This window comes from Gemmiger sp. (assembly GCF_057431175.1).
In genome coordinates, this window is record NZ_DBMDDV010000024.1 from 1 (window position 1) to 13,818 (window position 13,818).

The following is a 13,818-nucleotide window of genomic DNA, read 5'->3' on the forward strand; positions in this document are numbered from 1 at the left end:
ATATGAAAAATGGAGAACTATATAAATTCATTATTTTCAATAAATCACGCTTTGCAAAATGGTTTCAAGAGTATTCTCGATAAATACAAAGTGTCAAATTCCAGTTTGTGGGGGTACTCACATTTTTTCCCGCCTATAGCCCCCCCTTTAAAAACAGATGGCACCGCAAGGCAGTATGCCCCTTGCGGCGGCCAGAGGGCTGGCCGCCCTACATCCTATCCCCGAAACGTCCATACATAAACCAAAACCGGGCAGCTGCCGTAAAGATGGCAGCTGCCCGGTTCTATGATTGTATTGGTTTGGAATTTCTTTGGTTCTTTCTTTGTAAAGAAAGAACACCCGCCCTCCCCCTTACTTCGCTCTCGCCTCGTGCATCGCGTTGATGCGCTTGCGCCACAGACGCGGGGCGAAAAGGGCCAGCATCGGGTAAAGCTCCAGGCGGCCCGCCAGCATATCAAAGGCCAGCAGCAGCTTGACCGGGGCCGAGAAATCCGCAAAGCTGCCCATCGGGCCGACCATTTCCAGACCCGGGCCGACGTTGTTCAGGCAGGTCGCGACCGAGGTAAACGTCGTCACAATGTCAAATCCATCCAGCGAGACAAACAGCACCGACAGCGTCAGCATCAGCATATAAATGTTAAAGTAATTGTGTACGCCGCGCAGCGTTTTCTCGTCCAGGGGCTTGCCCTCAAAGCGCACGGTGGTGATGGCGTGGCTGTGCAGCATCTTGTTCAGGTCCTGCTTGGCAGCCTTGAAAAGGATGATAACGCGCGAAACTTTCAGGCCGCCCGCCGTCGAACCCGCGCACGCACCCACAAACGTCAGAATCACGATGACGACGCGGGAGTAGGTCGGCCAGAGGTTGAAGTCTGCCGTGGCGTAGCCGGTGGTCGTGACGATGGACGCCACCTGGAAGAACGCCGTGCGCAGCGCTGTACCGACGCTGTCATACATACTGGCAATGTTGGCCGTGATGGTCAGTGTCGAGAACGCCACGATACCCAAGTAGACGTGCATTTCCTCGGACGCAAATGCCTCTTTAAAATGACGCAGCAGCAGGAAATAATAGAGGTTGAAGTTGATGCCGAACAGCAGCATGAATACGCCGATGACGACCTCAAAATAGGGGCTGTTGTATGCGCCGACGCTCAGCGCCTTGTTGCTGAATCCGCCTGTGCCCGCCGTGCCGAAGGCGTGGATGAGTGAGTCAAACAGCGGCATACCACCCGCGCAGAGCATAATTACCTCAATGACGGTCAGCACCAGATAGATGGCATACAGAATCTTCGCACTGTCGCTCAATTTGCTGGAAATTTTCCCGCAGGTCGGGCCGGGGACCTCGGCGCGCATCAGGTGCATGGCGCGGCCGTCGGTCATGGGCAGCACGGCCATGGCGAACACCAGCACGCCCATACCGCCAATCCAGTGGGAAAAGCTGCGCCAGAACAGTGTGCCATGGCTCAGGGCCTCGACGTCGGTCAGAATCGTAGAGCCGGTCGTCGTGAAGCCGGAGACTGTCTCAAAGAGCGCATCCACAAAGGACGGTATCTCGCCGGAAATCACAAAGGGCAGCGCGCCAAAAACCGACATCAGCACCCAAACCAACGCCACGATAGCAAGGCCGTCGCGGGCGTAAATTTTTGTGTTTTTGGGCGTGCGCAGGCTCGTCACCAAGCCCAGTGCCAGCAAAATCAGCGCGGGCCACAGGAACGCGAGGATGATATTCCACTCGCCATAGATGGCGGCACACCCCATGGGAAAGAGCATGAGCACCGCTTCAATTAAGAAGATGCGCCCCAGCACAAACCCTACCATTTTATAGTTCATGGCTGTGCCCTCACTTTACCACAATATCGCGCAGCGAGTGCAGCGTCGTGTCGGTGGTGACGATGACCACGTCGTCGCCCTCCTGAAGGGCGTCGTTGCCGGAGGGAATAACCGGCTGGCCATTGCGGCGCACGATGCCCGCCACCAGCAGGCCCTTGCGCAGGATCAAATCTTTCAACGGTACACCGATGAAAGGCAGGCCCGGCGCAACGTTAAATTCCAGCGCCTCGACCCGGCCGCCCACCAGGCTGTGCAGCGTCTTGATGTTCTCGGACTCAAAGCTGTTCTGCATGGCGCGGACGTACATAGCGATGGCCTCCGACGTGACGGACGCCGTGGAAACAACGCTGTCCACCATGCCCTTGGCGGTCGCCAGCTCGGCAAAGGAGTTGCGGTTGATCTTGGCCACAACCTTGCAGGAGTTCATCTGGGAGGCGTACATGGCCAGGATGATATTCGTCTCGTCCAAGCCGGTCAGCGCCACAAAGGCGTCCATGTCGGTGATGCGTTCCTCGCTCAGCAGCTCGGCGTCGGCACCATCGCCGTGGATGACCAGCACACCGGGGAATTTTTCGCTCATCTCCTGGCAGCGAGCGGCGTTGCTGTCAATAACGGTCACGCGCTTCTGGATGTCCTGCAATTCCTTGACGAGGTAGTAGGTCATCCGGCTTGCGCCGACGATCATCACGTTGTTGGCCTTTGCTTTGAAGAGGTTCAGCTTGCGGAAGAAGGATTCCAGGTCGCGGGCCGAGGCCGTCAGGTAAATCTTATCCCCCGCCTGCAAGGTGGTCGAGCCGGTGGGGATGATGGTTTCGCTGCCGCGGGCGACAGCGCAGATCAGAATTTTTACACGGATGTTGCGGTAGAGATCGGCCAGCTGCAGGCCCACCAGCGGGTTGTTGTCGGCCAGGCGGTACTCAATCAACTCGAACCGCTGGCGGCAGAACTGCTCGCGCTTGATGGCCGTGGGAAAGCGCAGCACGCGGGCGATTTCCCGCGCGGTGGCCTTCTCCGGGTTGACGACCATCGACAGGCCCAGTTCGTCGCGCATAAAGTGCAGCTGCTTTTCGTACTCTGGGTTGCGGATACGCGCGATGGTGTGCTGGGTGCCCAGTTTTTTGGCGACCAGGCAGGCCAGAATGTTGATCTCGTCGCTGGACGTGGTGGCGATAAGCAGGTCTGCGCCATCCTCGAAGGCTTCCTTCTGGACCTCATAGCAGCCGCCGTTGCCGGGCACTCCGCGCACATCATAGATGTTTACGATATCCTCGATCAGTTCAGGATTCTGGTCGATGACAACGATATCGTTGTTTTCCGCCGTAAGCTGGGCGGTCAGGGCACGGCCGACTTTGCCGAGGCCGACGACCACGATTCTCATACGAACGCTCCATTTCTTTTATTGCAAGGGTAGTGCATTATAAAGCCTATTATAGCAAAGCAGGCGGAAAAAGCAATAGGACATTTTCACGGATTGTACAAGGTTTTTTAAAAAAAATCGCAATTTTGTACCGCACAGGGCAGATTTTGCGTTGACAAACGGCGATTTACCTGCTATAATTAGATGCTGTGTGAAATCACACGGTTATCCTTGTCTTTTCCGTTAAAAGAGAAGGCCTAATGTCCAAAAGGAGGTGCACAGAATATGGCTAAGTACGAAACCATGATGGTTACCACCGCGAACCTCGACGAAGAGGCTTCCAACGCTCTGATCAACAAGTTCAAGAACCTGATCGCAGCGAATGGTACGATCGATTCTGTTGATGATTGGGGCAAGAAGCGTCTTGCTTACCCCATCAACGATGAGACCGAGGGTGTGTACACGGTGATCAGCTTCACCAGCGAGCCCGATTTCCCGGCTGAGCTGGATCGCGTTTTCAAGATCACTGAGGGCGTTCTTCGCAGCATGACTCTTGCTGTTGAGGAGTAAGGAGTAAACCGAAATGCTGAATGTTGTTGCAATCATGGGCCGCCTTGCGCGTGACCCGGAGCTTCGCCAGACTACGACCGGCAAAAGCGTTGCCTCGTTCCGTATCGCTTGCGACCGCGGACGCCGCGATGCCAACGGCCAGAGCCAGGCGGACTGGATCGACGTTGTCGCATGGGATCGCCAGGCAGAGTTTGTCTGCAAGTATTTCCAGAAGGGTTCTTTGATCGTGGTCGATGGTCGTTTGCAGACCCGCACCTATCAGGATAAGAACACCGGCGCCAATCGCACGGCTGTTGAGGTCGTGGCAAACAACATCAACTTTGCCGGTCCGAAATCCTCGAGCCCCGCATCCAACGGTGACGCCGGTTACGGCGCCCCCATGGCAGCCCCCGCACCCCGCCCCGCCGTGCAGGCCGCACCTGCGCCGAGCTATTCTGCCGGCAGCAATGACGACTTTGCACTGATCGAGGATGAGGGCGACCTGCCGTTCTAACAATCGAAAGTATCATTCTAACAAGGAGGTTTCCACAATGGCTATGGATCGTTCTTCTCGTCCGATGCATCGTGGCCGCAAGAAGGTTTGCTCCTTCTGCGTTGACCGCGTCGAGCACATCGATTACAAGGATCTGCCCCGCCTGCGCAAGTACGTGAGCGAGCGCGCTAAGATCATTCCCCGCCGTGTGACCGGTACCTGCGCTTTCCATCAGCGTGAGCTGACGGTTGCCATCAAGCGTGCCCGCTACATGGCTCTGATGCCCTACGTCAGCGACTAATTCGCCGCGTCGGCATTGCCAAAATGCACTGAAAAAGAGCAGCCTCGCAAGAGACTGCTCTTTTTTGTTTTGCTCGCCTTCCCCCTTGGGGCTGCGCCCGCAGGCGCGTGTCGGAGCGCAACCGCCGAAGGCGGCTCTTAGCGCGTAGACTGAAAGGCGGCCCCGCAGGGCCGGATGAGGGGCGGCGTTCCTGTGGTCACCCATTAGCGGGGTATCACGGAGAACCTGCCCCTCATCAGTCACCTTCGGTGACAGCTTCCCCCTCGGGGGAAGCCTCATTGTTTTCCTGGCCCCCGCCGGTCTGCGCCACCAGCGTGTCATCCCGCTCACCGGCGATGCTGACAATGACCGTGACATTCTCGGTGTTGATCTTCGTCCCGGCCAGGTAATCCGTCTTGGCCACACACCCGGCCGCCATCGTGCCGTCGTTGTCCACCATGACCATCTTGTACTGGATGCCCAGGGCGTCCAGCTTTTTGCTGGCATTAGCCTGGGTGAAGCCGATGATGTCCGGCATCTCCACTAAGTTCGGGCCGCTGCTGACCGTGATTTGAATGATTTGGTCGTCCATCAGCTTTTCCGTGCCCGCGGGCGGATCCTGGCTGATGACAACGCCCTGGGCCACTGTGTCCGAGCTTTGTTCTACCATGACGATGCGGTAGCCGTCGTAGGCGGTGTTACCCTTGATATCGGTCGCGTACCGCAGGCCAACGAGGTTCGGCACCGTCGCTTTTTCGGTGCTGCTCTCTCCTGCTACCGTGGACGTCACCGTCTGCGGGGTGGATGTTGGCGTCGTGCCGTCCTTGCTGCCGCCCAGCAGGCTCCAGAGCAGCAGTACCACCAGCACAAAGATAACCACCAGCGACACACCCATAATTTTGCGGGTGCTGATCTGGTTGTCACCGCGCTCAAACATTGCGTTGGCAACGTTCGGGTCAGTCAGGGCGCTCATCAATTCGGGCACGGTCTGCATACGCTTGGCCGGATCCAACCGCATGGCGCAGGCCAGCACCTGGGAAAACCAGGTCGGCACGCCCGCTTCCAGGCTGTGGGCGGATTCCAGGCTGTCCCGCACGCGGCGCTGGGGCGCGGCCACCGGCGTTTGCCCTGTGACCATCTTGTAGCAGACCGCCGCCAGGGCGTACACGTCTGTGTAGCGGCCGCTGAACTCGGCGGCGGAGTACTGTTCCGGCGCGGCGTAGCCGGGGTAAAGCTGGCTTTTCAGCTCGCTGCCGCCGGTGCGCAGCGCCAGCGTGCCGTAGCCGGTCAGCCGGGCCGTACCGTCGATGGGCAGCAGGATATTGTCCGGGCAGATGCCGCGGTGAATCAGGCCCGAGCGGTGCAGCTGGGCCACGCCCTCCATGATGGGCTGCAAAAGCGTCCGCGCCTCGGCGGGGGTCAGCGTGCGGCTGCGCAGGTGCAGGTAGTGGGACAGGGTCATGCCTTTCTCGCTTTCCTCCACAGCGTAGACCGTGTTGTTTTCCTCCATGACGTCCAAAATCGTGGACAGGCCGGTGGCGGGGGTCAGGTTTTTCAGATCATCGTACAGGTCCTTGAAGTCCATGCGGCTGGTCTTGAACAGGACCTCTTTTTCCTCTTTGGGCATCAGGGCACCGGCGGCGCTGCGGCCATTGCAGAGCGTGACCGGGAAATATTCCTTGATGAGAACAAAACGTTTTTCGTCGTTCAGCACGCCGCGGTAGGCCAGGCCGTCACCGTCGGCGCTCAGGTACGCGCCCACGGTGTACTTGCCGCCCAGCTGGGTGCCAAAGGGCAGTGCACCCTCGGGGTTGCGGTTTTCTAATGTGCGGCCGCAGTGGGGGCAGTCGCCGTGGTAGCCGTCGTCCAGCGGCTGCAGGCAGTGCGGGCAAAGGAGTTTGGGCATAGTAACGCTCCTTTTCAATTAAAAATATGCTTGTAGGGGCCGGGCATGCCCGGCCCTGAACTTTGCGGCAGCCCGAAAGCCTCGGGTCATTTCTACGCTGCGGGCCGGGCACGCCCGGCCCCTACCGTTCTGCCGTACAAAAAAAGAGAGCAAAAGTTGCCCTTCACTCTCTTTTTGCATTCTGTGGTTTAGCGGTCGAGGTCTTCCTCGTTCTCCAGGGTGTGCCAGGCGTTCTGGACATCGTCATCGTCGTCCAGGGCATCCAGCAGCTTGCCCATCTGGACCAGCTGGTCGGGGTCGGTCAGCGTGGTGGTGGTGGAAGGCACCTGTGCCACGTCGGCGGAGATGAACTTGTAGCCCTTCTTCTCCAGCGCGTCGCAGACAGCGGTGAAGTTCTCGGGGCTGGTGGTGACCTCGGCGGCATCCTCGCCTGCATCGAAATCGTCAGCACCAGCGTCCAGCGCGTCCATCATCAGCTCATCGGGGTCCTTGTCCTCCAGGTCAACGACGATGACGCCCTTCTGGGTGAACATGAAGCCGACACAGCCCATCTGGCCCAGGTTGCCGCCGAACTTATCAAAGTAGTGGCGCATGTTGGCAGCCGTGCGGTTGCGGTTATCGGTCAGGGTCTCGACCATGACGGCGATGCCGCCGGGGCCGTAGCCCTCGTAGGTGATTGCTTCGTACTCGGTCTTGTCGCCGCCCTCGGCGCGCTTGATGATGCGCTGGATGTTGTCGTTGGGCACGCTGTTGGCCTTGGCCTTGGCGATCAGGGCAGCCAGCTTGGAGTTGGAAGCAGGGTTGCCGCCGCCCTCCTTAACGGCAACGGCGATCTCACGGCCGATCTTGGTGAAAACCTTGGCGCGGGCGCCGTCGGTCTTTTCCTTTTTACGTTTGATGTTATTCCATTTGCTATGTCCGGACATGGAAAAATCCCCCTAATTTGTATTCACACAGGCAACGGCGTTGCAGCCGATAATTACCAGTAAATTATTATAGCACAACAGGTCGTGCTTTTCAAGAGGGGCCGCAGCGGATTATTGCAGATTCCGCAGACCCTTTGGATAATGATTTTTGATGCGGCCGCCGCTGACCTTGCCGCCGCCCAGCGGAAAACCGTCCACCAGCACGGCGCACCAGCCGTTTTGCGCGGTGGCGGCGTCGATCTCCTCGCCCCGCAGCCAGGCGGCGGTGCGCGGATCGGCCAGGGTCAGCTCCTCGCGGTTCGTACACTGGGTACCATAGGCCATGAACAGCGCGTGGGCGGGCTGGAACCGCTTTTTCAGCACGCTGCCCACCAGCACGCCGCCGCGCACCACGCGCAGCTTGGCGGTGTTCAGCCCCTCGCTGCCCGGTGCGGGCAGCAGCAGCCACTCCCCCGCCCCTGCCAGCGGGCGGGATGCCAGCGCCGGGAAGTAGGTCTTGGCAAAGTCGAGCCATTCCGCCGGAGCTTTCAGCGCCTTGGGCGGCTTGACTTTCGGCGGGGCGGGCGCTTCAGCGGCGGCGGCTTTTTGCAGCTTCGCCATAAAATGCCCCTCGCCGCCGTCGGCAGGCCAGATGCGGCGGGTATATTCGGCGTGGAAGTCCGGGTGGTCCGGGGCGCGGTTGCCCTCGCCCGGGCGGCCAAAACCGCAGGCCGACAGGTCACAGAGGGTGAACTCGGGGTGCTTTGCAAGAAAGTTTGCAATCTGCCCTTCATCCTCATCCGGGGCAAACGTGCAGGTCGAATAGACCAATACACCGCCCGGGGCCAGCAGGGCCGCCGCATTTTCGAGAATTTCCGCGCCCAACTCGGCGCAGTGGGCCACAAGGCCGTCATTGTGCTGAGCTGTGGCGGCGGCCTCCTTGCGGAACATCCCCTCGCCCGAGCAGGGCGCATCGACGAGCACCCGGTCAAACCGGCCGGGCATGGCGGCGGCCAGGCGGGCCGTGTCCTCGTTGGTAATGATGGCGTTCGCCACACCCATCCGCTCCAAATTCTGGCGCAGAATTTCCGCGCGGGCCGCGACAAATTCATTTGCCAGCAGCAGGCCCCGGCCCTGCAAAGCCGCTGCCAGCTGGCTTGTCTTGCCGCCGGGCGCGGCGCAGAGGTCGGCCACCCGCATACCGGGCTGCACATCCAGCAGCGCTGCCGGGGCGGACGCGCTGGGTTCCTGGGCGTAGAGCACACCTGCATGGTGCCAGGGGTGGCGGCCCGGGCGGAAGTCTGGTGCCGTCGTAAAGGCGGCGGGACAGAATTTCGACGGTTCTGCAACAAAATCCATATGTTTGGCAAACCAATCCGGCGTGCAGCGCAGCGCGTTGACCGTGACACCTCGGGCGGGCTGCGGCGTGGCGTAGGCATACAGCTCGTCAAAGCGGTCGCCCAAGAGCGCACGCTCCCGCGCGGTGAAATCCTGTGGAAATTCCATGACCGTTCCCCCTGCATAAAAAAGCCATGGGCGGGCAAACTACCCTTGCAGTCCAAAAACGACTGTATATCGTTTTCTTACCTGCGAAAGGAGAATACCACCTATGGCAAAGAATCAGACTAACAATTCGACCAACCGCACGAGCGACAGCACCCAGAAAACGACGAACCGCACCCAGCAGAAAACCACTAACCGCAGCACCAACACCACCAACACCACCAACAGCAAGAACTGCAAGTGATGCAGGGCGGCGTTCCTGCTGCACCCCATTACCGGGCAATTGCGGGAAACGCGCCCCTCATCCGGCCTTCGGCCACCTTCCCCCTAGGGGGGAAGGCTTTTTTGTTTTACTCCGGCTTATACCCTTCCCACAGGGCATTGAAAAGCTCTTCGATGCGGTCATTCTTTCCTTGCAGGTACAGCCAGCCCAGCAGACATTCAAAGCCGGTGGAGGCGCGGTACTCCTGCACGGTGGCGTGCTTGGCCACCGTGGCCTTGCTGGCGTTTTTGCCGCGCCGCAGCACAGCGGCCTCGGCGTCGGTCAGCATCGGCTCGATGATGTCCAGCTCCAAATTCTGCGCGTGGGCGCTGACGTAGTGGGTCGCGACCGTGTGCAGGCGGTTGGGTTGCAGCCGGGTCGTGCCCACCAGGCGGGCGCGAACCAGCAGTTCCAGCACGGCGTCGCCCACAAAGGCCAGCGCCAGCGGCGACATTTCGTGAATGTCGACTTCCGATTTTTGTGTAAACAACATAGTTTTCACTGCTTAGTACAGGTAATCAAACTCGTACTCACCGATCTTGATGGTGTCGTCCTCTTCCACGTCCTGCGCGACCAGCTCGTCCAGAATGCCGGAATCACCCAGCTGCGTCTGGAAATACTGCAGGCTCTCGTAGTCCTCGACGTTGGTACCGGCCAGAATGCGCTCCAGCCACGGCGCATCGACGGTGAACTCGTGCTCGCCGGTGCGGGTGACGGTGAAGGGCCGCGTGGGCTGGGCGTTCTTGTCGGGGCGCTTATACTCGGCCTCGTAGACCTTGACCGGAGGCAGATCCTTCAGGCGGTTGTAGACCAGCGCGGGCAGGCCGTCCACCCCCTGCCGCGTTGCGGCGGAGATGGGCAGGAAGGTCAGACCCTTGGCCTCGATATACTGCTTGAACTCCTCGACCTGCTCGGGGGTGGCGATATCGCACTTGTTGCCCAGCACGATCTGCGGGCGGTCGGCCAGCTCGGCGCTGAACCCGGCCAGCTCGTGGTTGATCTGCTCAAAGTCAGCCTTGGGGTCACGGCCCTCGCAGCCGGAAACGTCCACGACGTGCAGCAGCAGGCGGCAGCGCTCAACATGGCGCAGGAAATCATGGCCCAGACCGACGCCGTCCGCCGCACCCTCGATCAGGCCCGGGATATCGGCGCAGACAAAGCTCTGCTCGGGGCCGACGCGGACAACGCCCAGCACCGGGGTCAGCGTCGTAAAGTGGTAGTTCGCGATCTTGGGGCGCGCGGCAGAAATAATGCTGATGAGCGTCGATTTGCCGACGTTCGGGAAACCGATCAGGCCGACGTCCGCGATGACCTTCAATTCCAGCTTGAGGTGCATATCCTCGCCGGGCAGGCCGGGCTTGGCGAACTTGGGGATCTGGCGGGTCGGGGTGGCAAAGTGGCTGTTGCCCCAGCCGCCGCGGCCACCCTTGGCCACGACCACCGGTTCGGATCCGGTCAGGTCAGCCACGACAAGGTCGGTCTCGGCCTCCTTCAGCACAGTACCGCGGGGCACGCGGATGACCAGGTCGTCGCCGTCGGCACCGCTCATGCGCTTAGCGCGGCCATTCTCGCCGTCGGGCGCGGTGTACTTGCGCTTATAGCGGAAGTCCATCAGGGTGGACAGGTTGTCGTCCGCCACAAAGATGATATCACCGCCGCGGCCGCCATCGCCGCCGTCCGGGCCGCCCGCCGCCACAAATTTTTCGCGGTGGAACGTCACCGCACCGTCGCCGCCCTTGCCGGCGTGCAGCCAGATCGTGGCGGTATCAATAAAATTACTGGTTGCCATAAAATACCTCTTTACTACAAAAAACGAGCGAGCCGCGAAGGCCCGCCCGTACCGGTTCTTTTACTGCTTGACCGTGCAGCGCTTGCGGTCACGGCCCATGCGCTCAAAGTGAACGCGGCCATCGACCAGAGCGAACAGGGTGTCATCGCTGCCGATGCCGACGCCCTCACCCGGATGGATATGGGTGCCGCGCTGACGGACCAGGATGTTGCCGGCCAGAACGAACTGACCGTCGCCGCGCTTGACGCCGAGGCGCTTGGACTCGGAATCACGACCGTTCTTGGTAGAACCTACGCCTTTTTTATGTGCCATTGTGATTTACCTCCTTAGCCGTTGATCGCGGTGATTTCCACCTTGGTGTAGGGCTGACGATGACCCTTGCGGACCATGCTGCCCTTCTTGGGACGATAGGTCAGGATGTTGAGCTTCTTGCCCTTGCCGGTCTTGACGACCTTGGCAACAACGGAAGCGCCCTCAACAACGGGAGCGCCAACCTTGACAGAGCCCTCCTCGCCAACGGCGAGAACCTGATCGAAGGTGACTTCGCTGTTGTCCTCAGCGTTCAGCTTCTCGACGTAGACGACGTCGCCGACCTTAACGCTGTACTGCTTGCCACCGGTTTTGATAACTGCGTACATAGTGGATAACCTCTTTCAATAAGTCTCGCTGGTTCGTAGGGCGGCATACCGATAAAAGCACACACTTACAGAGCCCATACCATGCGGCTCTAGTATTCTATCATAGAACTGCACAGCTTGTCAAGGGGTTTTCGGGCGTGGGAAGGTTAAAATTTCAGAATTTCTTTTGCCTTCCCCCCTGGGGGGGAAGGTGGCCCCGCAGGGCCGGATGAGGGGCAAGTCTGCGGTTGTATCCCATCAGTGGGCTGCAATGGCAAGGTTACCCCTCATCAGTCCGCTTCGCGGACAGCTTCCCCCAAGGGGGGGGAGCCTTTACATGGCCTGCCGCTTTGCGGCCTCCACTGTGTTCAGCATCAGCATGGCGCGGGTCATGGGGCCGACACCGCCGGGCACGGGGGTGATGTAGGCGGCCTTCTCGGCGGCTTCTTCAAAGTTCACGTCGCCGTGCAGCTTGCCATCCGCACCACGGTTGATGCCGACATCGATGACCACCGCACCGGGCTTGACCATATCGCCGGTCACAAAGCCCTCGCGGCCCACGGCGGCCACCAAAATATCCGCAGCGGCGCAGACCTCTTTGAGGTTTTTGGTCTTAGAGTGACAGATGGTCACGGTCGCGTTCTTCGCCAGCAGCAGCAGCGCCGCAGGCTTGCCCACGATGTTGGAGCGGCCGATGACCACAGCGTTTTTGCCGCCGATATCGATGCCGGTGGACTCGATCATGCGGATGCAGCCCGCCGGGGTGCAGGGCAGGTAGCACGGCTCGCCGATCTGCATACGGCCCACGTTGACCGGCGAAAAGCCATCCACATCCTTCTCCGGCGGGATGGCGTCAATAACGGCTTTCTCGTCGATCTGCGCAGGCAGCGGCAGCTGGACAAGGATGCCGTGTACGGCGGGGTCGGCGGCCAGCTTTTTTACCTCGGCCAGCAGGGTTTCCTGGGTCGTATCAGCGGGCAGGTTGATGGAACAGCTCTCGATGCCGCACTGGGCGCAGTCGTTGATCTTGCCGCGCACGTACACCTGGCTGGCGGGGTTTTCCCCCACCAGAAGGACCGCCAGACAGGGGTTGATACCCTGGGCTTTCAGTTCCTTGACCTTCTCTGCGGCTTCTGCCTTGGTGGCCGCGGCCAGCGCCTTGCCGTCGATGATAGTTGCTCCCATAATAGTTCCCTCTTTCAAATGTATTTTTTGTCCGCCGGGGCGGGCAAAACGGTGTCGGGTCTTACACCAGCGGCACCTATCGCCGTGCCGCAGAAGCGTCTGTTTATTCCTTCGGTTCTTCGATCTCTTCGATCTCGACCTCGTTCAGGTCCAGCGCGTCCAGCCGCTCGTTCATGGCGTCGGTCGCCTTGACAAACTCGGCGTGGGGCGCATTCGCAGGCAACGTATCCGGCGCGAAGCGGTCTCTTGCCTCGGCCTGCTTTTTGATATCCTTCACGGCCAGCGTGACGGTCAGCTCCCTGCCCTTGGCGCTGCGCAGACCGATGACCATAAGCATCGCCGCCACGATGACCGAGCCGATGGCCACCAGCTGGCTGGCCCGCAGGCCGGTATTGCCGATGAGCAGCGAGTCGGTGCGCAGGCCCTCGATCCAGGCGCGGCCCAAGCCGTACCAGATGATGTAGCTTAAGAAAATCTGGCCGTTGAAACGACGCTTTTTGAAAAAGTGGGACAGTACCAGAAACCCCAGCAGGCACCAGATGCTCTCATACAAAAACGTCGGGTGTACCGGTGCGGTGGGATCCACCGTAACACCTGCCTGCAGCGTGACCTGCACGGATTTGAGATACGCCTCGGTACCTTCGCTGTACATGCCCCAGGGCAGCGTCGTGTTCGTGCCGAAGGCCTCCTGATTGACAAAGTTGCCCCAGCGGCCAATGCCCTGCCCAATCAAAAAGCCCAGCGAAACGAGGTCAAACAACGGCAGCAGCGGCACCTTGCGCCATTTGGCGGCCAGGCCGCCGAACACAAACGCACCGATGACCGCTCCGTAGATGGCGATGCCGCCCTTGCGGATATCCACCATCTCCCACAGGCTTTGATACTCAAAAGGTGCCATAGCCACGTAATAAATGCGGGCACAGACAATGGACATGACCGCGCCGATGGCCACAACGTCCACCAGCCGGTCCGAGTCGATGCCGTAGTCCACGGCGTTGCGGAAGGCGTAGAGCATCGCCAGCAGCATACCTGCCGCGATGATGACGCCGTACCAATAAATGTTGAACCCGCCGATGGCCAGCGCCACCCGGTTCACGGTCAGGTCAAGGCCCAACCCGGGAAATTGCACATGATAGACCATTTTA

15 protein-coding genes are annotated in these 13,818 nt (G+C 60.0%); 4 read left to right on the forward strand and 11 right to left on the reverse strand.

Annotation, left to right across the window (positions count from 1 at the left end; translation table 11 throughout):
• Positions 1-351: 351 nt before the first annotated feature.
• Positions 352-1,827 carry a TrkH family potassium uptake protein gene (locus ACZO0A_RS09210; RefSeq protein ID WP_337808959.1) on the reverse strand — a complete coding sequence of 492 codons (1,476 nt, stop codon included), beginning with the start codon at positions 1,825-1,827 and terminating at the stop codon, positions 352-354.
• Positions 1,828-1,837: 10 nt separating this feature from the next.
• A complete protein-coding gene (trkA, locus tag ACZO0A_RS09215) occupies positions 1,838-3,205 on the reverse strand; it encodes a Trk system potassium transporter TrkA (RefSeq protein WP_337808960.1) in 1,368 nt (455 codons plus the stop codon).
• Between the two features lie 264 nt (positions 3,206-3,469).
• On the opposite strand from trkA, the gene rpsF reads away from it, so the two are divergent.
• Genes rpsF through rpsR form a run of 3 tightly spaced genes read left to right on the forward strand, consistent with a single transcriptional unit; the run spans position 3,470 to position 4,527 of the window.
• The gene (gene rpsF / locus ACZO0A_RS09220) at positions 3,470-3,754 is read left to right on the forward strand and encodes a 30S ribosomal protein S6 (RefSeq protein ID WP_078785370.1); all 285 of its coding nucleotides are present in this window, start codon (positions 3,470-3,472) and stop codon (positions 3,752-3,754) included.
• Positions 3,755-3,767: 13 nt separating this feature from the next.
• Positions 3,768-4,247: a single-stranded DNA-binding protein gene (locus ACZO0A_RS09225; RefSeq protein WP_215691508.1), complete on the forward strand. Its 480-nt coding sequence runs from the start codon at positions 3,768-3,770 to the stop codon at positions 4,245-4,247.
• 37 nt (positions 4,248-4,284) lie between these two features.
• Positions 4,285-4,527, forward strand: a complete 243-nt coding sequence (gene rpsR / locus ACZO0A_RS09230) for a 30S ribosomal protein S18 (RefSeq protein WP_040917474.1) — start codon at positions 4,285-4,287, stop codon at positions 4,525-4,527.
• A gap of 235 nt (positions 4,528-4,762) precedes the next feature.
• Here the strand turns inward: rpsR and ACZO0A_RS09235 are convergent, their stop codons facing one another.
• The 3 genes from ACZO0A_RS09235 to ACZO0A_RS09245 form a co-directional block, all read right to left on the reverse strand.
• A complete protein-coding gene (locus ACZO0A_RS09235; protein ID WP_337808548.1) occupies positions 4,763-6,412 on the reverse strand; it encodes a protein kinase domain-containing protein in 1,650 nt (549 codons plus the stop codon).
• 188 nt (positions 6,413-6,600) lie between these two features.
• On the reverse strand, positions 6,601-7,338 hold the full coding sequence (locus ACZO0A_RS09240) for a YebC/PmpR family DNA-binding transcriptional regulator (RefSeq protein ID WP_256271769.1): 738 nt from the start codon (positions 7,336-7,338) through the stop codon (positions 6,601-6,603).
• Positions 7,339-7,449: 111 nt separating this feature from the next.
• Positions 7,450-8,823 carry an RsmB/NOP family class I SAM-dependent RNA methyltransferase gene (locus tag ACZO0A_RS09245; protein ID WP_302376142.1) on the reverse strand — a complete coding sequence of 458 codons (1,374 nt, stop codon included), beginning with the start codon at positions 8,821-8,823 and terminating at the stop codon, positions 7,450-7,452.
• Between the two features lie 103 nt (positions 8,824-8,926).
• Between ACZO0A_RS09245 and ACZO0A_RS09250 the strand changes: the two genes are divergently transcribed.
• Positions 8,927-9,064 carry a hypothetical protein gene (locus ACZO0A_RS09250; RefSeq protein WP_291231868.1) on the forward strand — a complete coding sequence of 46 codons (138 nt, stop codon included), beginning with the start codon at positions 8,927-8,929 and terminating at the stop codon, positions 9,062-9,064.
• A 106-nt stretch (positions 9,065-9,170) separates the two neighbouring features.
• Here the strand turns inward: ACZO0A_RS09250 and ACZO0A_RS09255 are convergent, their stop codons facing one another.
• From ACZO0A_RS09255 to lgt, 6 genes are all read right to left on the reverse strand, one after another.
• A complete protein-coding gene (locus ACZO0A_RS09255; protein WP_215691513.1) occupies positions 9,171-9,575 on the reverse strand; it encodes a Mini-ribonuclease 3 in 405 nt (134 codons plus the stop codon).
• A gap of 12 nt (positions 9,576-9,587) precedes the next feature.
• Positions 9,588-10,871, reverse strand: coding sequence for a GTPase ObgE (gene obgE, locus ACZO0A_RS09260; protein WP_215691514.1), 1,284 nt, complete (start codon positions 10,869-10,871; stop codon positions 9,588-9,590).
• Between the two features lie 60 nt (positions 10,872-10,931).
• Positions 10,932-11,183: a 50S ribosomal protein L27 gene (gene rpmA / locus ACZO0A_RS09265; RefSeq protein WP_007047068.1), complete on the reverse strand. Its 252-nt coding sequence runs from the start codon at positions 11,181-11,183 to the stop codon at positions 10,932-10,934.
• A 14-nt stretch (positions 11,184-11,197) separates the two neighbouring features.
• Positions 11,198-11,509, reverse strand: a complete 312-nt coding sequence (rplU, locus tag ACZO0A_RS09270; RefSeq protein ID WP_078785378.1) for a 50S ribosomal protein L21 — start codon at positions 11,507-11,509, stop codon at positions 11,198-11,200.
• Between the two features lie 312 nt (positions 11,510-11,821).
• Positions 11,822-12,673, reverse strand: coding sequence for a bifunctional methylenetetrahydrofolate dehydrogenase/methenyltetrahydrofolate cyclohydrolase FolD (gene folD / locus ACZO0A_RS09275; protein ID WP_302376140.1), 852 nt, complete (start codon positions 12,671-12,673; stop codon positions 11,822-11,824).
• Between the two features lie 103 nt (positions 12,674-12,776).
• A complete protein-coding gene (lgt, locus tag ACZO0A_RS09280) occupies positions 12,777-13,814 on the reverse strand; it encodes a prolipoprotein diacylglyceryl transferase (RefSeq protein ID WP_302376138.1) in 1,038 nt (345 codons plus the stop codon).
• Positions 13,815-13,818 lie beyond the last annotated feature (4 nt).